The organism is Cupriavidus sp. HY129, from assembly GCF_059492215.1.
In genome coordinates this window covers 3,460,717-3,485,378 of record NZ_CP083254.1, presented here as the reverse complement: position 1 = coordinate 3,485,378, position 24,662 = coordinate 3,460,717, and the positions used below count along the sequence as shown (strand labels likewise).

The 24,662-nt window shown below is 64.4% G+C and carries 21 protein-coding genes; 19 read left to right on the top strand and 2 right to left on the bottom strand.

All coding sequences use genetic code 11. The features are described from left to right. Positions 1 to 2: 2 nt before the first annotated feature. The 4 genes from pbpC (at position 3) to K6G35_RS16015 (ending at position 5,336) form a co-directional block, all read left to right on the top strand. On the top strand, positions 3 to 2,210 hold the full coding sequence (gene pbpC, locus K6G35_RS16030) for a penicillin-binding protein 1C (protein ID WP_495676360.1): 2,208 nt from the start codon (positions 3 to 5) through the stop codon (positions 2,208 to 2,210). Positions 2,211 to 2,270: 60 nt separating this feature from the next. After that, a complete protein-coding gene (locus K6G35_RS16025) occupies positions 2,271 to 3,269 on the top strand; it encodes an aldo/keto reductase (protein ID WP_454035722.1) in 999 nt (332 codons plus the stop codon). Positions 3,270 to 3,353: 84 nt separating this feature from the next. Next, positions 3,354 to 4,322, top strand: coding sequence for a delta(1)-pyrroline-2-carboxylate reductase family protein (locus tag K6G35_RS16020; protein ID WP_495675934.1), 969 nt, complete (start codon positions 3,354 to 3,356; stop codon positions 4,320 to 4,322). Positions 4,323 to 4,610: 288 nt separating this feature from the next. Next, the gene (locus tag K6G35_RS16015; protein WP_008640969.1) at positions 4,611 to 5,336 is read left to right on the top strand and encodes an OmpW/AlkL family protein; all 726 of its coding nucleotides are present in this window, start codon (positions 4,611 to 4,613) and stop codon (positions 5,334 to 5,336) included. A 64-nt stretch (positions 5,337 to 5,400) separates the two neighbouring features. On the opposite strand, the gene K6G35_RS16010 is transcribed toward K6G35_RS16015, so the two are convergent. Next, on the bottom strand, positions 5,401 to 5,601 hold the full coding sequence (locus K6G35_RS16010; protein WP_008640966.1) for a heavy-metal-associated domain-containing protein: 201 nt from the start codon (positions 5,599 to 5,601) through the stop codon (positions 5,401 to 5,403). A gap of 182 nt (positions 5,602 to 5,783) precedes the next feature. Here K6G35_RS16010 and K6G35_RS16005 point away from each other — a divergent pair, with 182 nt between their 5' ends. The 15 genes from K6G35_RS16005 to K6G35_RS15935 all read left to right on the top strand — a co-directional run bounded on the left by K6G35_RS16005 (position 5,784) and on the right by K6G35_RS15935 (position 23,639). Then, on the top strand, positions 5,784 to 8,225 hold the full coding sequence (locus tag K6G35_RS16005) for a heavy metal translocating P-type ATPase (RefSeq protein WP_495675933.1): 2,442 nt from the start codon (positions 5,784 to 5,786) through the stop codon (positions 8,223 to 8,225). Further along, a complete protein-coding gene (cueR, locus tag K6G35_RS16000; protein ID WP_008648660.1) occupies positions 8,222 to 8,641 on the top strand; it encodes a Cu(I)-responsive transcriptional regulator in 420 nt (139 codons plus the stop codon). The genes K6G35_RS16005 and cueR overlap by 4 nt, the downstream gene beginning before the upstream one ends. Positions 8,642 to 8,747: 106 nt before the next feature. Further along, positions 8,748 to 9,668, top strand: coding sequence for an alpha/beta hydrolase (locus tag K6G35_RS15995; RefSeq protein ID WP_495675932.1), 921 nt, complete (start codon positions 8,748 to 8,750; stop codon positions 9,666 to 9,668). 80 nt (positions 9,669 to 9,748) lie between these two features. Continuing rightward, a complete protein-coding gene (locus K6G35_RS15990) occupies positions 9,749 to 11,416 on the top strand; it encodes a GMC family oxidoreductase (protein WP_008648864.1) in 1,668 nt (555 codons plus the stop codon). Between the two features lie 359 nt (positions 11,417 to 11,775). After that, positions 11,776 to 12,549, top strand: a complete 774-nt coding sequence (locus K6G35_RS15985; protein ID WP_008648866.1) for an ABC transporter ATP-binding protein — start codon at positions 11,776 to 11,778, stop codon at positions 12,547 to 12,549. Positions 12,550 to 12,561: 12 nt separating this feature from the next. Continuing rightward, the gene (locus tag K6G35_RS15980) at positions 12,562 to 13,287 is read left to right on the top strand and encodes an ABC transporter ATP-binding protein (protein ID WP_008648867.1); all 726 of its coding nucleotides are present in this window, start codon (positions 12,562 to 12,564) and stop codon (positions 13,285 to 13,287) included. 99 nt (positions 13,288 to 13,386) lie between these two features. Next, positions 13,387 to 14,595 (top strand): ABC transporter substrate-binding protein, encoded by a 1,209-nt coding sequence (locus K6G35_RS15975; RefSeq protein ID WP_008648868.1) that lies wholly within the window; start codon positions 13,387 to 13,389, stop codon positions 14,593 to 14,595. Positions 14,596 to 14,768: 173 nt separating this feature from the next. After that, positions 14,769 to 15,653, top strand: a complete 885-nt coding sequence (locus K6G35_RS15970) for a branched-chain amino acid ABC transporter permease (RefSeq protein ID WP_008652243.1) — start codon at positions 14,769 to 14,771, stop codon at positions 15,651 to 15,653. Beyond that, on the top strand, positions 15,653 to 16,687 hold the full coding sequence (locus K6G35_RS15965; RefSeq protein ID WP_495675931.1) for a branched-chain amino acid ABC transporter permease: 1,035 nt from the start codon (positions 15,653 to 15,655) through the stop codon (positions 16,685 to 16,687). The genes K6G35_RS15970 and K6G35_RS15965 overlap by 1 nt, the downstream gene beginning before the upstream one ends. Positions 16,688 to 17,037: 350 nt before the next feature. Continuing rightward, the gene (locus K6G35_RS15960) at positions 17,038 to 17,526 is read left to right on the top strand and encodes a hypothetical protein (RefSeq protein ID WP_495675930.1); all 489 of its coding nucleotides are present in this window, start codon (positions 17,038 to 17,040) and stop codon (positions 17,524 to 17,526) included. A 34-nt stretch (positions 17,527 to 17,560) separates the two neighbouring features. Further along, positions 17,561 to 18,319, top strand: coding sequence for a sulfite exporter TauE/SafE family protein (locus K6G35_RS15955; RefSeq protein WP_035884413.1), 759 nt, complete (start codon positions 17,561 to 17,563; stop codon positions 18,317 to 18,319). A gap of 337 nt (positions 18,320 to 18,656) precedes the next feature. Further along, on the top strand, positions 18,657 to 19,805 hold the full coding sequence (locus K6G35_RS15950; protein ID WP_008650179.1) for an ABC transporter substrate-binding protein: 1,149 nt from the start codon (positions 18,657 to 18,659) through the stop codon (positions 19,803 to 19,805). 171 nt (positions 19,806 to 19,976) lie between these two features. Next, positions 19,977 to 21,029: a branched-chain amino acid ABC transporter permease gene (locus K6G35_RS15945; protein ID WP_495675929.1), complete on the top strand. Its 1,053-nt coding sequence runs from the start codon at positions 19,977 to 19,979 to the stop codon at positions 21,027 to 21,029. Between the two features lie 3 nt (positions 21,030 to 21,032). Continuing rightward, positions 21,033 to 22,886: a branched-chain amino acid ABC transporter ATP-binding protein/permease gene (locus K6G35_RS15940; protein ID WP_495675928.1), complete on the top strand. Its 1,854-nt coding sequence runs from the start codon at positions 21,033 to 21,035 to the stop codon at positions 22,884 to 22,886. Between the two features lie 9 nt (positions 22,887 to 22,895). Beyond that, positions 22,896 to 23,639 carry an ABC transporter ATP-binding protein gene (locus K6G35_RS15935; protein WP_008650175.1) on the top strand — a complete coding sequence of 248 codons (744 nt, stop codon included), beginning with the start codon at positions 22,896 to 22,898 and terminating at the stop codon, positions 23,637 to 23,639. 110 nt (positions 23,640 to 23,749) lie between these two features. Here the strand turns inward: K6G35_RS15935 and K6G35_RS15930 are convergent, their stop codons facing one another. Continuing rightward, positions 23,750 to 24,652, bottom strand: coding sequence for a LysR substrate-binding domain-containing protein (locus tag K6G35_RS15930; protein ID WP_495675927.1), 903 nt, complete (start codon positions 24,650 to 24,652; stop codon positions 23,750 to 23,752). Between the last annotated feature and the right edge of the window lie 10 nt (positions 24,653 to 24,662).

The following is a 24,662-nucleotide window of genomic DNA, read 5'->3' as shown; positions in this document are numbered from 1 at the left end:
TGATGAAGCGTGGTGGGATTCATGTTGCTGTGGCGCTGCTGTTATTCGCGGGCGCCGCGCAGGCCGTGCCCACGTTTCGAGAGGTTCGCGCCAACTGGCGCAGCGCCGATATCGTGGTGGTGGATCGCCACGGCGAAACCGTGGCCCGCGTGCGTGACGACTTCCGCGCGCGGCGCGGCGACTGGGTGACGCTGACCGATACGTCGCCGGCCTTGCGTACTGCCATCGTGCTATCCGAGGACAAGCGCTTCTACGCGCATAGCGGCGTCGACTGGCAGGGCGTGGCGGCTGCCGCATGGGCCAATCTGTGGAACACCCGCACACGTGGCGCTTCGACGCTGACGATGCAGCTCGCCGGGTTGCTCGACGAGGATCTGCGCGCGGGCCGTGGTCGCAGCATCGGACAGAAAGTCGAGCAGGCGGTCAGCGCGGCGTCACTCGAGCGTGGCTGGAGCAAGGACCAGATCCTCGAGGCATACCTGAATCTGGTGCCGTTCCGTGGCGAACTGGTGGGGCTCTCCGCGATGTCGCAGACGCTGTTCGGCAAGGTGCCGAGCGGGCTCGACGCGCGTGAATCGGCAGTGGCCGTCGCGCTCGTGCGCGCGCCCAATGCCTCGGCCGCGCAGGTGTCCAAGCGTGCGTGCGGCATTCTGCGCGACATGGGCCAGCCGCGCGAATGCGAGGGGCTCGACGGTTTCACTGCGCTGGTGCTGGTGAAGTCAGCCAGTGCGCAGACCGGCCCGCAGGCACGCAACGCCAATCTCGCGCCGCATCTGGCGCGTGCCGTTATCGCGCAGGCACGAGAGTCCGGCAAGCCGGTGCCGCCGCGCATCACCTCGACGCTCGATGCCGGGCTGCAACGCGTGGCGGTGACCAGCCTCGATCGCCATCTGCGCGAGCTGGCGGGGCGCAATGTCGAGGACGGCGCCGTGGTGGTGATCGACAATGCCAGCGGTGACGTGCTGGCCTACGTCGGCTCTTCAGGCATCCTGTCCGCGGCGTCACAGGTCGATCACGCGGCCGCGCTGCGGCAGGCCGGTTCGACGTTGAAGCCATTCCTCTATGAACAGGCTATCGAGGAACGCAGGCTGACCGCGGCTTCGCTGCTTGACGATCGTCCCGTGAATCTGCCCACCGGCGGTGGCCTCTATATTCCGCAGAACTATGACCATCACTACGCGGGCTGGGTCAGTCTGCGCGCCGCGCTGGGTTCGTCGCTGAACGTGCCGGCTGTGCGCACGCTGGTGATGGTGACGCCGCACCGCTTTCATCAACGGCTGGTGGCGCTCGGTCTGCCGCTGACGCAATCAGGCGACTACTACGGCTATAGCCTTGCGCTGGGCAGTGCGGATGTGTCGCTGCTGTCGCTGACCAATGCCTATCGCAGCTTCGCGAACCAGGGCGCGTATGCGCCATCGCGGATGACGCTGAATGCGATCGCACCGTCGAAGCAGAACGTGATGATGCCTGCGGCGACGTTCGTGATTGGGGATGTGCTGTCTGATCGCCACGCGCGGGCGCGCACGTTCGGGCTCGACAGTCCGCTGACCACGCGATTCTGGACCGCCGTGAAAACCGGCACGAGCAAGGATATGCGCGACAACTGGTGCGTCGGCTGGTCGGAGCGCTACACAGTGGGCGTGTGGGTCGGCAATGCCAGCGGCGCGAGCATGCACGACGTGTCGGGAGTGTCTGGCGCGGCGCCTGTATGGCACGAGGTCATGGAGGCGCTGCATCAGCGCACGTCGAGCCGCGCACCGGCGATGCCATCAGGCGTCGAACGTGTGCCATTGACGTTCGATGACGAACTCGAGCCAGCACGGCAGGAGGTATTCCTGAGCGGCACCGCGATGCGGCGCGTCAGTGTGGGCACGACGGAGCAGGGCAACACGATGCCGGCAATCGCCAGCCCGGCCGACGGCACGATCTTCGCGCTCGATCCCGATATTCCTCCGGCCGCGCAGCGGATCTGGTTTCATGCCGATGGGCTGACGGGTCAGACCGCGCGCGCGGTGAGTTGGCGCATGGACGGCAAGCTGCTCGGCAATGGCGGGCAGGTTGCCTGGTTGCCATGGCCGGGCCGGCATCGCGTGCAACTGGTCGATGCGGCGGGGAAGGTGGTGCACGAGATCGGCATCGAGGTGCGCGGCGCGGGCGTCCGTGAGACGGCCGCGTCACGGAAGACGCCTGTTGGGTCGGTCCGGCAGTAGCCGCACGACGCGCGTATCATCGCGGGGTTCGCTGAAGTACCTATCCTGAGGAGCTTCCAGATGACCACACCACGCAAGCTGGGCCGTAACGGCCCCGAGGTATTTCCCATCGGTCTGGGCTGTATGGGCATGAGCGAGTTCTATGGCGCGCATGACGATGCCGAATCCATCCGCACGATTCACCATGCGCTCGACCACGGCGTGAATCTGCTCGACACCGCCGACATCTATGGTCCGCACACGAACGAGCAACTCGTGGGGCGTGCGCTTGCCGGTGGCCGGCGCGACAAGGTGGTGCTGGCGACCAAGTTCGGCATCGTGCGCGATCCGTCGAATCCGACGGCGCGCGGCGTCAATGGTCGTCCCGAATATGTGCGCGCCGCCTGCGATGCGAGTTTGAAGCGGCTCGGTGTCGACCATATCGATCTGTACTACCAGCACCGCATCGATCCCGATACGCCGATCGAGGACACCGTTGGCGCAATGGCCGAACTGGTCAAGGCGGGCAAGGTGCGGTGGATCGGCCTTTCGGAAGCCGGCGTCGAGACAATCGAGCGGGCGCACGCGGTGCATCCGGTCACGGCGCTGCAGACCGAGTATTCGCTCTGGACGCGTGACGTCGACGAGAACGGCATCATGGCTACCTGCGAGCGGCTTGGTATCGGCTTCGTGCCGTATAGCCCGCTGGGCCGTGGGTTTCTGACCGGCGCGATCCGCACGCCCGACGATTTCGAAGCGGACGACTATCGACGTACCAATCCGCGCTTCATGGGCGAGAACTTCGCGCGCAACCTGCAACTGGTCGATGCCGTGCGTGCGTTGGCGAGCGAGAAGGGATGCTCGCCGGCGCAACTGGCGCTGGCCTGGGTACTGACGCGCGGTGAGCACGTGGTGCCGATTCCCGGCACGCGGCGCGTGGCCAATCTCGACGACAACCTGGGCGCGCTCGGCGTGACGTTGAGCGCGCAGGATCTGGCCCGGATCGACGCGATCTTCCCGCTGGGCGCAGCGGCGGGTACGCGCTATGCGGCAGCGATGATGCAGTTCCTGTCGCGCTGAGCGGGACCGAGTCATCGGCGCGGCCTACTTCCGGTGACTCTCGGCGACAATGGCGGTCTCGTTTGCCTAGCCGCCTTGTTGCCGATGACCGCTCCCGCCGCTTCGTTCGTCCCCCTGGATGCCGCCGCCACGGCGGCACGCCTGCCTTATCCGGAACTCGCCCAGGCCATCGCGGCCATGCTGGCCGAACTACGCGACGGGACCGCCATGGCGCCGCCGCGTATCGCGCTGCCGGTCGGTGACGCGGAGCGCGGGCATGGCACGCTGCTGGTCATGCCGGCACGCAACCGCGACATCGTGATGACCAAGAACATCACGGTGCATCCCGACAACCCGCAACGCGGACTGCCCAATATCCTCGGCGAGGTGGTCGTCGCCAACGCACACACCGGCGAACGGATTGCGTTGCTCGATGGCCCGACCGTTACGGGCCGCCGCACGGCTGCCGTGTCGCTGCTCGCGGCCCAGTCGTTCGCGCCCGTGCCGGATGGCGAGCTTCTGATCGTCGGCGCAGGCGTGCAGGCGCAGACGCATCTCGAGGCGTTCGTGGCTGGCTTGCCCGTTCGCAAAGTCTGGCTGCATTCGCGCACACGCGACAAGGCCGAGGCGCTGGCGGAGCACGCCGGGCGCCTGGGCGTCTCGGCCACGGTGATCGAGGATGTGGCGGAGGTGCTGCCGCGTGTGTCGATGGTGGTGACGGTGACATCGAGCCGCACGCCGGTCCTGCCCGATCTCGACAGCGGCCTGTGGACTGACCGCCATTTCATTGCAGCAGTGGGCGCATTCCGACCGGAAATGTGCGAACTGCCTCCGCGGCTTTGCCATGCGGCGGCGGCCAGTGGACGTCTGCTGGCGGACACGCTTTTCGGTATCGAGGATGAAGCAGGAGACCTGCTGCAGGCCGGTATCGACTGGCAGACCGTGCAGCCGTTCGAGACAGCGATCCTGGAGGCTGACGCATTGCGTGCGCGGACCGGGAGTCCTCTCGTGTTCAAGAGCGTGGGCTACGCGCTCTGGGATCTCGCAGCCTGCGTGCTGGCCAGCAAAAAGTGACACAAAGTGCCTCCACACAATACCCGAACGGGTGTTTGAGGTCGGGCTGCTGACGCCAGAAGGGCCATTTTTCCGAAATGGTCTTTCATGCTTGAAACAGAACCGTTGCGCGGAAGCGTCGGTGTGTAGCCAAAAATCTGAAAATTCGTACTCAGACTTTGGGTTAACCCTGTCTTTAGGGCAAATCTTCTACCGTTGGGTAACCGGTTTGAAACAGTCGGGGCCCGGCGCACAGGATAATGCGCCCCTAGCAGTGCGTTGTAACCAAAGGACGGAGTAAGAGGAACAATGAAGACGATCTATAAGAAGATGCTGGTGGCAGGCGCCGCCATGGCACTGGCTGGTGTTGCACAGGCTCAATCGGCAGGCAGCAATATGGTCAGTTTTGGCTGGATGCGAATCATGCCGACGGGCCACTCGGAATTTCTGACCATTGATTCGATTGGTGGCTTCCCGGTCGGCGCGCAGAAGCCGAACACGGGCGCGACGATCGATTCGGCCGATACGCTCGGCCTGACCTTCGCCCACTTCTTTACCGACAATATTTCGGCGGAATTCGTGCTCGGCGTGCCGCCGAAGCACAACGTGAGCGGCGATCGCGGCTACGAGAAGTACGGCAAGCTCGGCGAAGTGCGCCAGTGGAGCCCGGCCATCGTGGCCAAGTGGCACTTCTTCGACGCCAAGACCAAGTTCCGCCCGTATGTGGGTCTCGGTGTGAACTACACGTGGTTCACGGGCGAATCCGTGACCAACCAGTCGTTCGTGCAAGGTGAATTCGGTCCGGGCTCGCACATGACCGCAAGCGCCAAGTCGTCGTGGAACCCGGTGTTCAACGTCGGCGCCAGCTACGCCGTGACCGACAACTGGTTCGTGGGCTTCTCGGTGTCGTACGTGCCGGTCACCACCACGGCCAATTTCACGACGACGCTGGCCAACGGCGCGCAGGTTCAGTCGCACACGAAGATCAAGATCGATCCAGTCGTGACGTACCTGAACGTCGGCTACCGCTTCTGAGCCTTTCCGGCGTGGACGTGAAAAAGGGCACCTTCGGGTGCCCTTTCTTGTTTGACGGCGACGATCAGCTTGCCGACTTGACCGGGTAGCCGGCGCCTTCGATGGCTTGCTGCAGCGCCTGGCGGTCCGCAGCCGATTCGACCTTGACCGATTGGGTTGGCACATCGGCCGATACGCGAGCAGCCGGGTCCACGGCCTGCACGGCGCGAGTGATGGAACCGACACAGTGGTTGCAGGACATGCCTTCGACTTGGAACTGGATCATGGTGATGACTCCTGTTGGGTTGGATCGGTGAGCAATGAATCTCGACGACAGGTTGAAGTGTGAACCTTCCCACCATGGGAAGCGCAAGTGTCGCGTGCGACTCAACAAATCCTTGACCTTCCAATGGTGGTAAGGTTCACAGTGCAGTTGTCGCGCTCCGTCGCTCAGATTCCACGACTCCGATGACCCATCCTGCCGCATCTCTCCAACCATCCGAATGGCGTCTACCTGTTGAGGGTATGACGTGTGCTTCGTGCGTGCGCCGCGTGGAAACGGCGCTGGCCAAGGTGCCCGGCGTGCATGACGTCGCGGTCAATCTGGCCACCGAGCAGGCCACGCTGCAGGCCGATAGCCCGGAAGTGCTGAACGCGGCTGCCAAGGCCGTGGCCGATGCCGGCTACGACGTGCCGCGCGCCGAGATCGCACTCAATATCGCCGATATGACCTGCGCGTCATGCGTGGGCCGTGTCGAGCGTGCGTTGCGCGCCGTGCCGGGTGTGGTGGGCGCGCAGGTGAACCTGGCCACTGAGCGTGCCACGGTCACCGTGTTGCGCGGCGCGGCCGATGCGGCGACGCTGGCCGCCGCCGTCGAGCGTGCCGGGTACGGCGCCACGCCGGTGGTCGAAGCGGCTGCCGCAGCGGTGGGTACGGCCGAGGCCGGTCCCGGTTTCTGGGCCGGCCCGTGGCCGGTGGTGATCTCGGCCGCGCTGTCGTTGCCGCTGGTGATGCCGATGGTGCTCGAATGGTTTGGCATCCACGCGATGCTGCCGGGTTGGGTGCAATGGGCGCTGGCCACGCCGGTGCAGTTCGTGTTCGGCTGGCGCTTCTACAAGGCGGGCTGGAAGGCGGTGCGCGCCGGTGCCGGCAATATGGATCTGCTGGTCGCGCTTGGCACCTCGGCGGCGTACTTTCTGTCGATCTGGCAGATGGCCGAGGCTGGCGATGCCATGCCACATCTCTACTTCGAAAGCGCGGCCGTGGTGATCACGCTGGTGCGGCTGGGCAAGTGGCTCGAAACACGGGCCAAGCGCCAGACGGCCGACGCGATCCGCGCGCTGGCTGCCTTGCGCCCCGATACCGCACAGGTACGCCGCAACGGCGTGGAGCAGACCGTGCCGCTGGCCAGCGTGCGTGTTGGCGATGAGATCGTCGTGCGTCCCGGCGAGCGGATTCCGGTAGACGCCGATGTCGTGGAAGGCAGCAGCCATGCCGACGAATCGATGCTGACCGGGGAATCGGTACCCGTGCCCAAGCAGCCCGGCGACAGGTTGACCGGTGGCTCGATCAACTATGACGGGTTGCTCGTGGCACGCACGGCGGCCGTCGGCGCCGAGACCGTACTGGCGAAGATCATCCGCATGGTCGAACATGCCCAGGCCGCGAAGGCCCCGATTCAGCGCATGGTCGATCAGGTCAGCGCGGTCTTTGTACCAATCGTGCTGGTCATCGCGCTGGCAACACTGCTTGGCTGGGGCCTGGTCATGGGCGACTGGACTACCGCATTGCTCAATGCCGTGGCGGTGCTCGTGATCGCCTGCCCATGCGCGCTGGGTCTGGCCACGCCGACCGCGATCATGGCGGGCACTGGCGCGGGCGCCCGCGCGGGCATCCTGATCAAGGACGCAGAGGCGCTCGAGGTGGCGCATCGTGTATCGGTAGTAGCTTTCGACAAGACCGGGACGCTGACCGTGGGCAAGCCCGAGGTGGTGGCGCTGCATGCCGCCGATGGCGATGAGCCCGCATTGCTCGCGAAGCTGGCTGCACTCCAGGCCGGCAGCGAGCATCCGCTGGCGCGCGCGGTGACGACGCTTGCCACGGCACGTGGCATCACCGCGCCAGCGGCCACTGACGTGCGCGCGCTGCCGGGACGCGGTATCGCCGGCATCGTTGCATGGCAGGCGCTGCAACTCGGCAGCGATGGCCTGCGTGCCTCGTTGCAGGCCGATGCGGGGGCGCTGCAGACCGATGCCGAGCGGCTGCGTGGCGAAGGCCGCACCGTCTCCTGGCTGATCGATACGGACCAGCGCCGCGTGCTGGGGCTGGTGGCATTCGGCGACGCGATCAAGCCGGGCGCCGCTGCCGCGATCGCACGCCTGCGTGAGGCCGGCATCCACACGGTGATGCTGACGGGCGACAACGCAGGCGCCGCGGCGCGTGTGGGTAAGCAACTGGGGCTCGACGAAGTGCAGGCCGAGGTGATGCCGGAAGACAAGGCCGCGCGCGTCGTCGCGCTCAAGCGAGGTGGCGAAGCCGTGGTGGCGATGGTGGGCGACGGCATCAACGATGCCCCCGCGCTGGCGGCGGCCGATGTTGGCATCGCCATGTCCACTGGCACGGACGTGGCGATGCACGCGGCCGGCATCACGCTGATGCGTGGCGACCCGGCGCTGGTTGCCGATGCGCTGGCCGTGTCGCATCGCACGGTGCGCAAGATCCGCCAGAACCTGTTCTGGGCGTTCATCTACAACGTGATCGGCATTCCGCTCGCGGCGGCCGGTCTGCTCAATCCGGTCGTGGCGGGCGCCGCCATGGCATTTTCAAGTGTCAGCGTGGTCAGCAACGCACTGCTGCTGCGCCGCTGGCATCCGCTCGCAGGTAGTGGACACAAGGAGGTAACGCAATGAACATCGGAGAAGCCGCGGAAGCCTCGGGCGTTTCCGCCAAGATGATTCGCCACTACGAGTCGATCGGACTAGTCGATGCGCCGCCGCGCAGCGAGGGTGGGTATCGGCGGTATGACGAACGCGCGGTGCACACCTTGCGCTTCGTGCGGCGGGCCCGTAATCTCGGATTCTCGCTCGACGAGATTCGCGGTCTGTTGTCGCTCTGGCATGACCGGGCGCGCGCCAGTGCGGATGTGAAGGCGCTGACGCTCAAGCACGTGGCCGACCTGGAAGTTCGCATCGCCGAACTTGCTGCGATGCGCGACACACTGCGGTCGCTGGCCGAAGCGTGCACAGGCGATGACCGGCCCGACTGCCCGATCCTGTCGGATATGGCCCGTGCCGACAGCGAGGATCGCCCGGCCTGCCATCACTGAGTGCTGGCGGCTCGGGGCCGGGGGAGCGCAGGCGTCAGCGGTACTGAAGGATCCAGATCCAGATAACCAACAACAAGCAGGCGTACCCGACGAGGAGACGTGTGGGATGAATGAACCTGTGACCGCCGCTGGCCTGCCAGGCGCGCGCGAATCCGCCGTAATCGGAGCCGTACCCACCGAGACACGCCAACGAATGCGCGATGGCACCGAGCTGCTGCTGCGCACCTGGGTGCCCGATCCCCAACGCTTTGCCGAGCCGCTTGGCACAGTGCTGCTGGTGCATGGGCTGGCCGAGCATAGCGGGCGCTACGGCCAAGTTGCCGCAGCGCTCTGCGCGCTCGGCCTGCGCGTGCGGGCCTACGACCATCGCGGCCACGGCGCGAGTGGCGGGCCGCGCATGGTGGCGCCCACGCCGGACAGCTATCTCGACGATCTGGCCGAAATCTACGATGGTGCAATGCGGCAATGGAACGAATTGCCGATCGTGCTCGGGCACAGCATGGGCGGACTCATTGCTGCGCGCTTTGCCACCGCGCGCGTGCGGCCGATCCGCGCGCTGGTGCTGTCGTCGCCCGCGCTGGCGCTTCGTCTGTCCAATTCCATGCTTACGATGCATCGAGTGCTGCTTGCTTTGATGCCGCATATTCGTGTGCCGAATCCAATTGATGCCCGGCTGTTGTCCCACGATGTCGAAGTGGGGCGCGCATATCGCACCGATCCGCTGGTGCAGGGGACGATTAGCGCCAGCGTGCTGGAGACATTCATCCGGGGAATGCCGCAGGCCCTCGCTGATGCGCCGCGGCTGGAAGCGCCCATGCTGATGCTCGTGGGTGGCGCGGACCGCATCGTCGATCCGGAGGGCAGCCGCATCTTCTTCGAGAGCGCGCCAGAGGACCTGCGCGAGATGGTCTGGTTCGACACTGGCTATCACGAGATCTTCAATGAAGCCGAGCCGTTGCGCGGCGAGGTGATTGCGGCACTGACCGGCTGGCTGCGGCAGCGCCTGGAGACTCCGGCAAAGCACTGACGGCGGAAGCACCCCGAGTCGTGCGATGATTTCGGGCATTCCAGCAGTAACTGCCGGTGTCTGAATAGGATCGCAGGGAAATGGAGACGTTCGACTACATCATCGTGGGTGCGGGTTCGGCGGGTTGTGTGCTGGCCAACCGGCTGACGCAGGACAGCGATGTCAACGTGCTGCTGCTCGAAGCGGGCGGCAAGGACGACTATCACTGGATTCATATTCCAGTCGGCTATCTCTATTGCATCGGCAATCCGCGCACCGACTGGCTCTATCGCACCGTGGCCGAAGCCGGCCTGAACGGCCGCTCACTCGGCTATCCGCGTGGCCGCGTGCTGGGCGGGTCGTCGTCGATCAACGGCATGATCTATATGCGTGGCCAGCGCGAGGACTACGACGACTGGGCACGCATCACTGGCGATGACGGCTGGCGCTGGGACAACGTGCTGCCGTTCTTCAAACGCAGCGAGGACCATCACCGTGGCGCGAACGAGTTCCACGGCGCCGGTGGCGAATGGCGCGTGGAAGCGCAGCGGCTGCGCTGGGAAATCCTCGAGTGCTTCATCGAGGCCGCCGAGCAGGCTGGCATTCCCCGTACCGACGATTTCAATCGCGGCGACAACTTCGGCGTGGGCTATTTCGAGGTCAACCAGCGTCGCGGCATTCGATGGAATACGTCGAAGGCGTTCTTGCGCCGTGCGGCGGAACGGCCCAACCTGACCATCGTCACCGGCGCGCAGGTTAGCGCGTTGACGTTCGATAGCCCGGACGGCCTGCGCTGCACCGGCGTGCAATACCTGGGCGGTGGCCAGCCACACGAGGCGCGCGCGAAGCAGGAGGTGATACTTGCTGCCGGCGCGATTGGCTCGCCGCAGTTGCTGGAGCTCGCGGGCATCGGCCAGCCAGACCGGCTGCAGGCGCTGGGCATCCGCGTGCGCCACGCGCTGCGCGGCGTGGGCGAGAATCTGCAGGATCACCTGCAGTTGCGTTCGGTGGTCAAGGTCCAGGGCGTGCGCACGCTCAACACGCAGGCGGCGCATTGGTGGGGCAAGCTTGGCATCGGCCTGCAATACGCCTTCAACCAGAGCGGGCCGATGAGCATGGCGCCGTCGCAACTCGGCGCGTTCGCGCGCAGCGATCCCGAGCAGCCTCGCGCCAATATCGAATACCACGTGCAGCCGCTGTCGCTGGACAAGTTCGGCGATCCATTGCACAGCTTCAATGCCTTCACGGCGAGCGCCTGCAATCTGCGGCCCACGTCGCGCGGCAGCGTGCATATCGAAGAAGCCGATTTCCGTCGCGCGCCATTGATCGCGCCGAACTATCTGTCCACTGAGGAAGACCGCAAGGTCGCCGCCGATTCGATCCGCCTGACGCGGCGCATCGTGTCATCGCCGGCATTGGCGCGCTACAAGCCGCAGGAGTATCTGCCCGGCGCGACATTCCAGACCGACGAGGAACTGGCGGAAGCTGCTGGCGCGATCGGCACGACAATCTTCCATCCCGTTGGCACTTGCCGGATGGGTGGCGCGGACGATGCCGACGCGGTCGTCGACAACCGCCTTCGCGTGCGGGGTATCAGTGGTCTGCGCGTGGTCGATGCGTCGGTGATGCCGTTGATCACGTCCGGCAATACGAACTCGCCGACGATCATGATTGCCGAGCGTGCCAGCGATATGATCCGCGCGGATCGCAAGGCAAGCGCCGGTAATCCGGACATCGTCACGGCGCCTTCACCAGCAGTCACTGCATAGTCAGTATGCGGTGCAACACGCACCGCATGAAGACCGGCCGATTACATCATCGTCACGCCGTTTCGACGTCTCTCGCAGACATCGGTACGCGCTCGCACGTCTGTCGTGTGGGTGACATATCGTGCATGTATTACGCCTAGTGCAAACCCCGATGTTTTGCGACGCAGCAGGCGCACACAATAGTCGCCGGCATATCGGTGCCGCAGACTCCACTTGGTGCTGCGCCACCGCGCCAGTCCGGCAGCCGCGCCGAATCACACCTACAAAGCGGCAACCATGGCGACACAGCGCCGGAGTTCGAACCATTGTCAGTTGCCGGCCAAAATCCGGCATCGCAGCAAGAGGGCGGGCAGGAGACTATGACTCAGGAAACCATCCTGGAAACGAAGAACCTGACGAAGGAATTCAAAGGGTTCACTGCGGTAAGCGACGTCAATCTGCGGGTGCGGCGCGGTTCGATTCACGCATTGATCGGACCGAATGGCGCGGGCAAGACCACCTGTTTCAATCTGCTCACGAAATTCCTGGAGCCGACGACCGGCACGATCCTGTTCAACGGCATCGACATCACGCGCGAGAAGCCCGCGCAGATCGCACGCCGGGGCGTGATCCGCTCGTTCCAGATTTCGGCCGTGTTCCCGCACCTGACCGTGCGCGAGAACGTGCGCATCGGCCTGCAGCGCCAGCTTGGCACCGCGTTCCAGTTCTGGCGTAGCGAGCGTTCACTCGACGTGCTCAACGGGCGCGCGATGGAACTGCTCGATCAGGTGGGCCTGACCGAGTACGCCGAGACCGTCACCGTCAATCTTCCCTATGGCCGCAAGCGCGCGCTGGAGATCGCCACCACGCTGGCGATGGAGCCGGAGCTGATGCTGCTCGACGAGCCCACGCAGGGCATGGGCCATGAGGACGTGGACCGCGTGACGCAGTTGATCAAGAAAGTATCCGCCGGCCGCACGATCCTGATGGTCGAGCACAACATGAGCGTGGTGTCGTCGATCGCCGACAAGATCACGGTGTTGCAGCGCGGCGCGATCCTGGCCGAAGGCCCGTACGCGGAGGTGTCGAAGGACCCGCGCGTGATGGAAGCGTACATGGGCACGGCCGACGCCGAGCTGCAAGGCGCGCACTAAGGGAGACGGACCATGGCGAACGACAACACTCCCGCGCTAGAGATCAAGGACCTGCACGCCTGGTACGGCGAGTCGCACATCCTGCATGGCGTGGACCTGACCGTGAACCGCGGCGAAGTGGTCACGCTGCTGGGCCGCAACGGCGCGGGCCGCACCACGACCATGCGCGCGATCATGGGCCTCACCGGCGCACGCAAGGGATCGATCAAGGTCAACGGACACGAGACGATCGGCCTGCCCACGCACAAGATCGCGCACTTCGGCATCGGCTACTGCCCGGAAGAGCGGGCGATCTTCTCGAGCCTGTCGTGCGAGGAAAACCTGTTGCTGCCGCCGATGCTCAAGGGCGCCAACGCAGGCAAGGGGATGAGCGAGGCCGAGATCTACGAGATGTTCCCGAACCTCAAGGAGCGGCGCCAGAGCCAGGGCACGCGCCTCTCGGGCGGGGAGCAGCAGATGTTGGCGGTGGGCCGTATCTTGCGCACTGGCGCGAACCTGCTGCTGCTCGACGAGATTTCCGAAGGCCTGGCGCCGGTCATCGTGCAGGCGCTGGCCCGCATGATCCTGATGCTCAAGAAGAAGGGCTACACGGTGGTGATGGTGGAGCAGAACTTCCGCTTCGCCGCGCCGCTGGCTGACCGCTTCTACGTGATGGAGCACGGCGCGATCGTCGAACGCTTCGCCGCGAACGAGCTGCAGGCCAAGATGCCCGTGCTCAACGAACTGCTTGGGGTCTGATCGACGGCGCCGCGCCTGCGGTGCCGTGGTCGCATTTAACTCGCATTGGTGGCAGGAACGGGCGGCGTGACTGCGCTGCCGCAACTCAGGAGACAACAAATGAAGATGACTCGACTGGCCGTCGCAGTGGCGGCGACTGTCCTTGGTGCGTTTGCAGGCGGCGCTTCGGCGCAGGTTTCGGGTGACACGGTAAAGATCGGCTACATCACCGACATGTCGGGCCTGTACGCCGACATCGACGGCCCGGGCGGCCTGGAAGCGGTAAAGATGGCCATCGAGGATCACGGTGGCAAGGTGCTGGGCAAGCCGATCGAACTGGTTTCGGCTGACCACCAGAACAAGGCCGACATCGCCGCCTCGAAGGCGCGCGAGTGGATGGACCAGCAGGGTCTGGACATGCTGCTGGGCGGCACCAACTCGGCTACCGGCCTGGCCATGAACAAGGTGGCGCAGGAAAAGAAGCGCGTCTACTTCAACGTGGGCGCGGGCACTGCCCGACTGACGAACGAAGAGTGCTCGCCGTACACGGTGCACTACGCCTATGACACGGTGGCGCTGGCCAAGGGCACCGGCAGCGCTGTGGTCAAGCAGGGCGGCAAGAAGTGGTTCTTCCTGACTGCCGACTACGCTTTCGGTCATTCGCTCGAGAACGACACGGCAGCCGTGGTGAAGGCCAATGGCGGCACGGTGGTGGGTTCGGTGCGCCACCCGCTGTCGGCATCGGACTTCTCGTCGTTCCTGCTGCAGGCACAGGCGTCGAAGGCTGACATCCTGGGCCTGGCCAACGCTGGCGGCGACACGATCAACTCGATCAAGGCGGCCAAGGAATTCGGCATCACGAAGAACATGAAGATCGCCGGCCTGCTGATGTTCATCAACGACATTCACTCGCTGGGTCTGAAGAACACCGAAGGCCTGCTGATGACCGACAGCTGGTACTGGGACATGAACGACGACACGCGCAAATTCGCGAACCGCTTCTTCGGCAAGATGAAGAAGATGCCGAGCAGCCTGCAGGCCGCCGACTACTCCGCGATCAGCACGTACCTGAAGGCCGTGGAAGCCGCCAAGACCGATGATCCGGACAAGGTCATGGCCGAGCTGAAGAAGATGAAGATCAGCGACTTCTACAACAAGAGCTACATCCGTGCCGATGGCCGCAACATCCACGACATGTACCTGATGCAGGTGAAGGCGCCGGCCGATTCGAAGAAGCCGTGGGACTACCTGAAGATCGTGACGACGATCCCGGGCGACCAGGCGTTCACGACGCCGGCCGAGTCGAAGTGCGCGCTGTTGAAGAAGTAAGCGAAGCAGGCGAACCCGAGATGGTTTGCTCCCCTCTCCCGCGAGCGGGAGAGGGGCAGGGGGAGAGGGTCAGCGTTTCAGTACGCGAGGGCGGCAATTGGGCCCGCCATGCGCTCTCACCCGACCCCTCTCTCACTTGTGGGAGAGGGGAGACCCAGAAGGCAATCTAAGCCATGGATATTTTCGGAATACCGCTACCCGCCATGCTGTCCCAGCTGCTGCTGGGCCTGGTCAACGGCGCCTTCTACGCGATGCTGAGCCTTGGGCTGGCCGTGATCTTCGGCCTGCTTAACGTGATCAACTTCGCGCACGGCGCGCTCTTCATGCTCGGTGCCGTGCTGGCATGGGCGGGCATGGAGTACGTCGGACTCAATTACTGGGTGATGCTGATTCTCTCGCCGCTCGTGGTCGGCGTGCTGGGTGTCATCATCGAGAAGACGATGCTGCGCTGGATCTACAAGCTCGATCACATCTACGGCTTGCTGCTCACGCTGGGCATCACGCTGGTGATCGAAGGCGTGTTCCGCTCGATCTACGGGGTGTCGGGGCTGCCGTACTCGGCGCCCGATGCGCTGCAGGGCGCGACCGATCTCGGATTCATGATCCTGCCGAACTATCGCGCATGGGTGGTGGCCGCGTCGATCGTGGTGTGCCTGGCCACTTGGTTCGTGATCGAGAAGACCAAGCTCGGCGCGTACCTTCGCGCCGGCACCGAGAACCCCAAGATCGTCGAGGCATTCGGTATCAACGTGCCGCTGATGGTCACGCTGACCTACGGCTTCGGCGTGGCGCTGGCAGCGTTTGCCGGCGTGCTGGCGGCACCGGTCATCCAGGTGTCGCCGCTGATGGGCCAGAACCTGATCATCATCGTGTTCGCGGTGGTGGTGATCGGCGGCATGGGCTCGATCATGGGATCGATCATCACGGGCCTGGGGCTCGGTGTGATCGAAGGCCTGACCAAGGTGTTCTACCCTGAGGCATCGTCGACCGTGGTGTTCTTCATCATGGTGATCGTGCTGATGCTGCGCCCGGCAGGGCTGTTCGGGAGGGAAAAGTGATGAGTGGACCGACCGGACAAACGACGACGGCCGTGGAGGCCAAGGGCTTCAAGGAAGGAACGGGCGTGCAGAAGAAAGTGTTGTATGGCCTGCTGTTGCTGGGCCTGATCGCGGCGCCGCTGGCCGGTGCCTACCCGGTGTTCGTGCTCAAGGTGCTGTGCTTCGCGCTGTTCGCGTGCGCCTTCAATCTGCTGATCGGCTTCACGGGCCTGCTGTCGTTCGGCCACGCGGCGTTCTTCGGCGGCGCGGGCTATGCGGCAGGGCACGCGATGAAGGTCTGGGGCGTGACACCCGAACTCGGCCTGATCTTCGGCACGCTGAGCGGCGCGGCGATCGGCTACGTGGTGGGTTCGCTGGCGATTCGCCGCCAGGGCATCTACTTCTCGATGATCACACTGGCGCTGGCGCAGATGCTGTTCTTCTTCTGCCTGCAGGTGCCGATGACGGGTGGTGAGGACGGGCTGCAGGGCATTCCGCGCGGCAAGCTGCTTGGCGTGCTGCCGCTCTCCGACGACCTGACCCTCTACTACGTGGCCCTGGTCATCATTGTGGCGGCGTTCGCGCTGATCGTGCGCACGGTGCACTCGCCGTTCGGCCAAATCTTGAAGGCCATCCGCGAGAACGAGCCGCGTGCCATTTCTCTGGGTTACGATGTCGACCGCTTCAAGCTGCTGGCCTTCGTGCTTTCGGCAGCGCTCTCCGGTCTGGCTGGCTCGATCAAGGCGCTGGTGCTCGGCTTCGAGACGCTGACGGACGTGCACTGGTCGATGTCGGGCTCGGTGATCCTGATGACGCTGGTGGGCGGCCTGGGCACACTGTCCGGCCCGATCGTCGGTGCGTTCGTGGTGGTGGCGCTCGAGAACAAGCTGGGCGATATCGGCACGTTCCTGGCCTCGGTGACCGGCCTCGACTGGTTCAATTCGCTGGGCGAATCGGTGACGATGGTGACGGGCGTGATCTTCGTGATCTGCGTGCTGACCTTCCGCCGCGGGATCATGGGCGAGCTGATCGCACTCACGAGCCGGAAGAATTAGCAAGGGTGTGAAGACGGGTCGACATGCCCGATTTTGGGGCTAGGGTTATTGCTGACTTGTTTCATACGCACCGCTTCGTTACATTCCATATACGGTTTTCGCAGGTTACTTGGAGGCGGAAGCGAGGAGACGACAGGCGCGCACCCGGTGTCGGGTAGCAGCAGCCAATACGATAAAAGGGCGTTGCCGGGTGATCCCCAGCAACGCCTTTTTCATTTCTGGCACCGAAATATCAACTTTCAGTCACTTCCCCGGGGTCCTTGTCGATCGGAAGTGCGGACCATGCAACTTCGGCATGACCGCCGGCAAAGCCCCATGCGACAATGCCGGCCAGCTTCCAAGGCCCGGTCATGTCCGTCCATCCCGACTCCCCGATTCCCATTGAAACGCAGCGCTGGGTACGCCCAGGCGTGGCGGCCGACGCGCCCGTCCTGGACGCGTGGCTGATGGCGCGTGCGCCACTGGCGGTGCCCGAGGCGCGCGGGCGGCGGCTGGCGCTGGATGCCTTGCTGGAGCAGGGCGGACACGGCATTTGCCTGATGGCAGGCACCGACGCGGTGCGCGCGCTATTGCCCGTAGTGCTTGTCCACAGCTTGTCCACAGGTGGACGGGTGGCAATGGCGACCGAGTGGTGGCCGCCGGAATCCGGCGATGCCGACGACTGGCTGGCCGAATGCTGCATCGTGCTGGCCGAGTGGTGCCGGGCTCACGGCATCCGTCACGCCATGCTGGCACCCGGACTGATCGCCGATGCCGCGCACGCGCCAGCCGGCTTCGTGCGGGGGGCCGAAGGCCTCTGGCGCGGCAACCTCGTACCGACAGCCAAGCAACTGGGCTGACAGGCGCTTCCGAACCCTTCCTGATTGTTCATCCATGGAGTTTGTCTTTCTGGCCGCGGCCGCCTTTCTGGCCGGAATGATCGATGCCGTCGCTGGCGGCGGCGGGCTGGTGCAGGTACCGGCGCTGTTTTCCACCTACCCCAATATGTCGCCCGCCACGCTGATAGGCACCACCAAGGTGGCGTCGCTGGCGGGCACCGCCAACGCCGCGGCACGCTATGCGCGCAAGGTGCGGATCTACTGGGGCGCCACGGCCCCGGCAATGCTTGCCGCGTTCGTGATGGCGATGGCCGGCGCCTGGACCCTGACCAAGATTCCGGCCGAGCCGCTGCGCAAGGCATTGCCGCTGGTGTTGCTGGTGCTGCTGATCTACACCGTAGCCAAGAAGAACCTGGGCGCCGAGCATGCGCCAACCCTGACGGGGATGCGCGAGCGCGTGGCCGCCTTGCTCGCGGGCGCGGTGATCGGCTTCTATGACGGTGCCTTTGGTCCGGGCACCGGCAGCTTCCTGATGATCGTATTCGTACGGGTGTTTGGTTACGACTTTCTGCACGCATCGGCGTCGGCCAAGATCGTCAACCTAGCCACCAATCTCGCGGCGCTGCTGCTGCTGGCATCCAAGGGACATATCTGGTGGCAGCTCGGCCTGATCATGGCAGCGGCCAACGTTGCGGGCAGCCAGGTGGGCAGCAAGCTTGCGCTGCGCCATGGCAGCGGCTTCGTGCGCAAGGTGTTCATCGCCGTGGTGAGCGCGCTGATCCTGAAGACGGCCTACGACGCATTCCTGCGTTGAGCATGGTGGTCGGCGTGGGGCAATAGGGGGAGCAACAACCCTCGACTGTTGCGCTCGCGCGGCTGCGGGTTAATCCCGCTTTCGCTACAAGATCGCTGTGTTAGACTCAATTCGCATTCCCGACCGAGCGGTCGGGAAATGCAGCTGCGCAACCGGGGGTAAAAAGCGCAGGACGGGAAAAAACGGGGCGATCTTCGACGTTCCCGATAGTGACGCGGATGCCGGCGCTGCATCTGCCAGAGAGCCCGAACAACGGGCCGCAACAAAAAACTGGAGGCATCCGCCGGCCGGAAGCCGGCGGATGCCTTTTTCCGTTTTTGGAACCGAAGGAGACGCAATGACATTCAAGCGTGCCAGCTTGCTGGCTCTTGCCGCCGCCAGCCTGTTCGCCGGCGCAGCCAACGCCCAGGTGAAGGTTGGAGTCACGGTATCGGCCACGGGCCCTGCCGCATCGCTCGGCATTCCCGAGAAGAATACGTTCACGCTGCTGCCGAAGGAGATCGCGGGCAAGAAGATCGAGTACATCGTGCTCGACGACGCCACCGACACGACCACGGCGGTCAAGAACACGCGCAAGCTGATCAGCGAGGACAAGGTGGACGTGGTGGTGGGTTCCACCGTGACGCCGAACTCGCTGGCGATGGTGGACGTTGCCGCCGAGAGTGAAACGCCGATGATCTCGATGGCCGCGTCGGCGCGCATTATCGAGCCGATGGATGCCAAGCGCGCGTGGATCTTCAAGACGCCGCAGAACGACTCGCACATGGCTACCGCCATTGCCGAGCACATGACCAACAACAACGTGAAGACGGTGGCGTTCATCGGCTTCGCGGATGCCTATGGCGATAGCTGGGGTCAGGAGTTCGCCAAGGTCGCCGAGATGCGCAAGATCAAGGTGGTCGCCAACGAACGGTTTGCGCGCACCGATAACTCTGTGACCGGGCAGGTGCTGAAGATGATGGGCGCCAATCCGGATGCGGTGCTGATCGCTGGTTCGGGTACGCCGGCCGCGCTGCCGGAGAAGGCGCTCAAGGAGCGCGGCTACAAGGGCAAGATCTACCAGACGCACGGTGTGGCCAACCCTGACTTCCTGCGCGTGTGCGGCAAGGACTGCGAAGGCACGTTCCTGCCTGCCGGCCCGCTGCTGGTGGCCGAGCAACTGCCTGACAGCAATCCGGTCAAGAAGCCGGCCCTGACGTACAAGACGGCTTACGAAAAGGCCTTTGGCGGTCAAGTGTCGACGTTCGGTGGCCATGCCTGGGACGCGGGCCTGCTGCTGCAGAACGCGATTCCTGAGGCGCTCAAGAAAGGTCAGCCCGGCACGAAGGAGTTCCGCAAGGCGCTGCGCGATGCGCTCGAGAAGACCACGAACCTGCCGGTGTCGCACGGCATCATCAACATGACCCCCACCGACCACCTCGGCATGGACCAGCGCGCGCGCGTGATGGTGCAGATCGTCGACGGCAAGTGGAAGCTGCAGAAGTAAGCGGGAGATAAGTCGCGCGGGGTAAGCGTGGTACGGAAGGGCGCATGGAGTTTGCCATGCGCCCTTTTTTTACCTCCGCATCCGGGCGACTACGTTTGACGGCAGTGGAGGCAGCAGCGGGAATCGTGTTGCCTTGCTTCATCCATGACAACGAGTAGACACGAGTAGACAATGGACCTATCGATTGCGGCCATTCTGGCGCAGGACGGCATCACCTCCGGCGCGATCTACGCGCTGCTGGCACTGGCGCTGGTGCTGGTGTTCTCGGTGACGCGCGTCATCTTCATCCCCCAGGGCGAGTTTGTTGCGTACGGCGCGTTGACGCTTGCAGCGATGCAGGCCGGCCACGCACCCAAGACGACATGGCTGTTGCTCACGATGGGCGTGCTGACATTTCTCTATGAGTGCGTGACCGTGATGCGCAGCCCCGAGTTGCGCAGTACCGCGCCGCGGAGGTTGGCGATTCTCGCGGGCAAGTACCTGCTGTTTCCGGGTGCCGTGCATCTGGTGGTGCAGCAGTACGGTGGTCAACCCTTGCCGATGCTCGCGCAGATCGCGCTGACGCTGCTTGTTGTGATTCCGCTCGGTCCGATGTTGTACCGGCTCGCGTACCAGCCCTTGGCGGAGGCGAGCACGCTGGTGCTGTTGATCGTATCCGTTGGGGTGCATTTCGCACTGGTGGGACTGGGGCTCGTGATGTTCGGTGCGGAGGGGTCGCGCACGACGGCGTTCTCCGATGCGCGCTTCGAAGTCGGCAGTCTCACCATATCGGGGCAAAGCCTCTGGGTCGTGGCGGTGTCGGCAGTGCTGATCGGCGCGCTCTGGTTCTACTTCGATCGCACGCTGCAGGGCAAGGCATTGCGTGCCACGGCGGTGAACCGGCTTGGCGCGCGTCTGGTCGGCATCGGTACCACGCAGGCGGGCCGCCTGTCGTTCACGCTGGCTGCGGCGATGGGTGCGCTGTGCGGCATCCTGATCGCGCCGCTGACGACGATCTACTACGAGTCCGGATTCCTGGTTGGTCTCAAGGGCTTCGTCGGAGCGATCGTCGGCGGTCTTGTCAGCTATCCGGTGGCCGCGCTTGGTGCGCTGCTGGTGGGGCTGCTTGAATCGTATTCGTCGTTCTGGGCCAGCGCGTTCAAGGAGGTGATCGTCTTCACGCTGATCCTTCCGGTGCTGTTGTGGCGCTCGCTCACGAGCCGGCATGTCGAGGAAGAGGAGTAAGCCATGACGATGCTCACCGACAAGCAGATGGAGAAGGACATGGGTTCGCGTGAAGCGCCGGCAGTTCGCGGCACGGGCGCATTGCGCAATCGCATTGCGACGCTGGCATTCGTCATCGTGCTGGCGTTGCTGCCGGTGCTGCCGACACCGGAGTTCTGGATCACGCTCGGCAACTACATTGGTCTGTACAGCATCGTGGCGATCGGGCTGGTGCTGCTGACGGGCGTTGGCGGCATGACGTCGTTCGGGCAGGCCGCGTTCGTCGGGCTCGGTGCGTACAGCACGGCATACCTGACCACACAGTTCGGGCTCTCGCCGTGGATCGGTCTGGTCGTGGGTCTGATCATCACGGTGCTGTGCGCCTATGTCATCGGATTGATCACGATGCGCATGTCCGGGCACTACCTGCCGCTGGCCACGATCGCGTGGGGACTGTCGCTGTTCTTCCTGTTCGGCAATCTCGATTTCCTTGGCAAGTACGATGGCCTGAACGGCATTCCCGTGCTGTCGCTGTTCGGCATCGAGTTGCAATCGGGCCGCTCGATGTTCTATCTGATCTGGGCGGTGGTGTTGCTCGCCGTGGTGGCGATGCACAACCTGCTGAACTCGCGCCCGGGCCGTGCCATTCGCGCACTGAAGGGCGGTGGCACGATGGCCGAGGCGATGGGCGTGAACACCGCTTGGATGAAGGTGGTGATCTTCGTCGTGGCGGCGATGCTGGCCTGTGTGTCGGGCTTCCTGTATGCGCATCTGCAACGCGCCGTGAATCCGACGCCGTTCGGTCTCAACTACGGCATCGAGTACCTGTTCATGGCCGTCGTCGGCGGTGTGGGTCATGTCTGGGGCGCGGTGCTGGGCGCAGGCGTGCTGACGATCCTCAAGGACGTGCTGCAAGGGCTGCTGCCGAAGCTGCTTGGCTCCGACGGCAACTTCGAGATCATCGTCTTCGGCGTGCTGCTCGTGCTGCTGCTGCAGCACGCGCGCGATGGCATCTGGCCGTTCATACGCAAGCTGATGCCGGCCGGGCCACCGGTGCTGGCCCCTGATACTGCGCCGCCGTTGCCGGTACGGCAGAAGCCAGAGACCGGCGAGCTGATTCTGGACGTGCGCGCGGTGCGCAAGCAGTTCGGCGGGCTCGTGGCGGTGAACGACGTGAGCTTCCAGGTGCGGGCCGGCGAGATCATCGGCCTGATCGGCCCGAATGGCGCGGGCAAGTCGACGACGTTCAACCTGGTGACCGGCGTGCTGCCGCTGACATCGGGCGAAGTGCGCTATCGGGGCGACGTGATCTCCGGTTTGCCGTCGCGCGAGATCGTCAAGCTCGGCGTGGGCCGGACCTTCCAGCACGTGCATTTGTTGCCGACGATGACGGTGCTCGAGAACGTTGCCATCGGCGCCCATCTGCGCGGCGATTTCCGTGCGCAAGGCGGTGTGTCGGCGGCGATCCTGCGCATGAACAAGATGGAGGAGCAGAAGCTGCTGTTCGAGGCGAAGCGCCAGCTGGAGCGCGTTGGACTGGCCGACTGCATGTACCTCGAAGCTGGCAGCCTTGCGCTGGGTCAGCAACGCATCCTGGAGATCGCGCGCGCATTGTGTTGCGATCCCGCGCTGCTGCTGCTCGACGAGCCTGCGGCGGGGCTGCGCTACAAGGAGAAGCAGGCGCTGGCGGACCTGCTGCGCAAGCTGAAGGGCGAGGGCATGAGCGTGCTGCTTGTCGAGCATGACATGGACTTCGTGATGAACCTGACCGACCGGCTCGTGGTGATGGAGTTCGGCACGCGCATCGCCGAAGGTGTGCCGGAGGAGGTGCAGAAGAATCCGGCAGTGCTGGAAGCCTATCTGGGCGGCATTGATTGAGGATATGAGATGAGTCTGATTCTGGAAGTGAAGGACTTGCATGTCCGCTACGGGAAGGTCGAGGCGGTGCATGGCGCGAACCTCAAGGTGGAGGCCGGCAAGATCGTGACGGTGATCGGGCCGAACGGGGCCGGCAAGTCGACGATGCTGAATGCCGTGATGGGCGCGCTGCCCGTCAGCGGGTCATCGAGCGGCTCGGTTCGGTTCCTCGGCCACGACATGGCGGGGATTCCCGTGGAGGGGCGTGTGTCGCGCGGGATGTGTCTGGTGCCGGAGAAGCGTGAACTGTTCGCGTCGATGAGCGTCGAGGACAACCTGCTGCTCGGCGCATTCCGGCGCAAGCGCGCTGGGGAACGCAACTATCTGGACCAGAAGGATGTGGTGTACGACCTGTTCCCGCGTCTGCGGGAGCGTGCGAAGCAGGAGGCGGGCACGCTGTCCGGTGGCGAGCGCCAGATGCTCGCCGTGGGGCGCGCGCTGATGGCCAAGCCGCAGTTGCTGATGCTCGATGAGCCGAGCCTTGGTCTCGCGCCGCTGATCGTCAAGGAGATCTTCCACATCATCCACAACCTTCGACAAACCGGCGTGGCGACGCTGCTGATCGAACAGAACGCGCGGGCGGCGTTGCAGGTGGCTGACTACGGGTATGTGATCGAGACCGGCGACATGGCTATGGAAGGGGAAGCGTCGGCGTTGGCGAGCAATCCAAAGGTGATCGAGACGTATCTGGGGCTGACGAAGAAAGCGGCCTGACCTGCTTTTATATTCTTATGTTTGATTGACGACGCCAATATGGCGTCGTTTTTATTTGTTTATCATATAGTAAGCCGATGATCATTCATGCAATAGATATATAGTCGATATTACTTCGAGCCGATATCTATCGCTGCGGCTGAGAGCAGCCAATCTCGAAAGGCAGTCAGGGCAGGATGGTCGCGTCTCTCACGTGGCGCGCACAGGAAGTAACCGCGATTGAGCCGGATCGGAAGATCGAAAGGCGCGACGACCTGCCCAGCCTGTAGTGCATCGCGTACCAGGCATCTCTGCAAGACCGCCACGCCCATGTCGGCCTTCACGGCCTCGAGCAGGATCGAGACCTGGTCGAAGCCCCTGGCAAGTGTGGGCGCAGCACTGGGTACGCCGGCCGCGCGCAGCCAGTTCTGCCAGTTCGCGGGTGCAGTGGTGTGGTAGAGCAAGGGTTCGTCGAGCAACTCGTCCGGCGATTGCCACTGCCGCGTCTCGGCGCGGGCAGGGTGGCAGACCGGCACCATTTCACGTCCGATCACATAATCGGCCTGCCAGCCCGGCCACTGGCCCGCTTCGCCCGCCAGGATTGCGGCATCCGGCCGGGCGCCGGAGAAGTCCTCGTCGCGCCGATAGGGGACGAAGTCCAGGTGAATCTCTGGATGGCGACGCTGGAAGTCCGGCAGGCGCGGAACGAGCCAGACACTGGCCAGCGTGGGGACGGCAGACAGGATCAGATGATGGCGGCGATCCGTCGCAAGCATGGATGTGCTGGCGGTCTCAATGGCTGCCAAGTGCACCGCGATCGCCTCCAGATAGCTGCGGCCGGCGTCGGTCAGGGTCAGACGATGGGCGTTGCGATGGATCAGCGGTTGGCCGAAGTGGGATTCCAGGCGAGATATCGCCCGGCTGATGGCGCCCTGGGTGACGCACAGTGTCTCGGCCGCACGCGTGAAACTGCCCAACCGGGCCGCCGTGGCGAACGCGTGCAGCTCTGACATCGACGGGGAACGGATGCGCATGACCGGGCCG

Excerpts from the sequence above, each read along its gene's own strand:
- pbpC (WP_495676360.1), top strand. The coding sequence starts at position 3 with ATGAAGCGTGGTGGGATTCATGTTGCTGTGGCGCTGCTGTTATTCGCG.
- K6G35_RS16025 (WP_454035722.1), top strand. The coding sequence starts at position 2,271 with ATGACCACACCACGCAAGCTGGGCCGTAACGGCCCCGAGGTATTTCCC.
- K6G35_RS16020 (WP_495675934.1), top strand. The coding sequence starts at position 3,354 with ATGACCGCTCCCGCCGCTTCGTTCGTCCCCCTGGATGCCGCCGCCACG.
- K6G35_RS16015 (WP_008640969.1), top strand. The coding sequence starts at position 4,611 with ATGAAGACGATCTATAAGAAGATGCTGGTGGCAGGCGCCGCCATGGCA.
- K6G35_RS16010 (WP_008640966.1), bottom strand. The coding sequence starts at position 5,601 with ATGATCCAGTTCCAAGTCGAAGGCATGTCCTGCAACCACTGTGTCGGT.
- K6G35_RS16005 (WP_495675933.1), top strand. The coding sequence starts at position 5,784 with ATGACCCATCCTGCCGCATCTCTCCAACCATCCGAATGGCGTCTACCT.
- cueR (WP_008648660.1), top strand. The coding sequence starts at position 8,222 with ATGAACATCGGAGAAGCCGCGGAAGCCTCGGGCGTTTCCGCCAAGATG.
- K6G35_RS15995 (WP_495675932.1), top strand. The coding sequence starts at position 8,748 with ATGAATGAACCTGTGACCGCCGCTGGCCTGCCAGGCGCGCGCGAATCC.
- K6G35_RS15990 (WP_008648864.1), top strand. The coding sequence starts at position 9,749 with ATGGAGACGTTCGACTACATCATCGTGGGTGCGGGTTCGGCGGGTTGT.
- K6G35_RS15985 (WP_008648866.1), top strand. The coding sequence starts at position 11,776 with ATGACTCAGGAAACCATCCTGGAAACGAAGAACCTGACGAAGGAATTC.
- K6G35_RS15980 (WP_008648867.1), top strand. The coding sequence starts at position 12,562 with ATGGCGAACGACAACACTCCCGCGCTAGAGATCAAGGACCTGCACGCC.
- K6G35_RS15975 (WP_008648868.1), top strand. The coding sequence starts at position 13,387 with ATGAAGATGACTCGACTGGCCGTCGCAGTGGCGGCGACTGTCCTTGGT.
- K6G35_RS15970 (WP_008652243.1), top strand. The coding sequence starts at position 14,769 with ATGGATATTTTCGGAATACCGCTACCCGCCATGCTGTCCCAGCTGCTG.
- K6G35_RS15965 (WP_495675931.1), top strand. The coding sequence starts at position 15,653 with ATGAGTGGACCGACCGGACAAACGACGACGGCCGTGGAGGCCAAGGGC.
- K6G35_RS15960 (WP_495675930.1), top strand. The coding sequence starts at position 17,038 with ATGTCCGTCCATCCCGACTCCCCGATTCCCATTGAAACGCAGCGCTGG.
- K6G35_RS15955 (WP_035884413.1), top strand. The coding sequence starts at position 17,561 with ATGGAGTTTGTCTTTCTGGCCGCGGCCGCCTTTCTGGCCGGAATGATC.
- K6G35_RS15950 (WP_008650179.1), top strand. The coding sequence starts at position 18,657 with ATGACATTCAAGCGTGCCAGCTTGCTGGCTCTTGCCGCCGCCAGCCTG.
- K6G35_RS15945 (WP_495675929.1), top strand. The coding sequence starts at position 19,977 with ATGGACCTATCGATTGCGGCCATTCTGGCGCAGGACGGCATCACCTCC.
- K6G35_RS15940 (WP_495675928.1), top strand. The coding sequence starts at position 21,033 with ATGACGATGCTCACCGACAAGCAGATGGAGAAGGACATGGGTTCGCGT.
- K6G35_RS15935 (WP_008650175.1), top strand. The coding sequence starts at position 22,896 with ATGAGTCTGATTCTGGAAGTGAAGGACTTGCATGTCCGCTACGGGAAG.
- K6G35_RS15930 (WP_495675927.1), bottom strand. The coding sequence starts at position 24,652 with ATGCGCATCCGTTCCCCGTCGATGTCAGAGCTGCACGCGTTCGCCACG.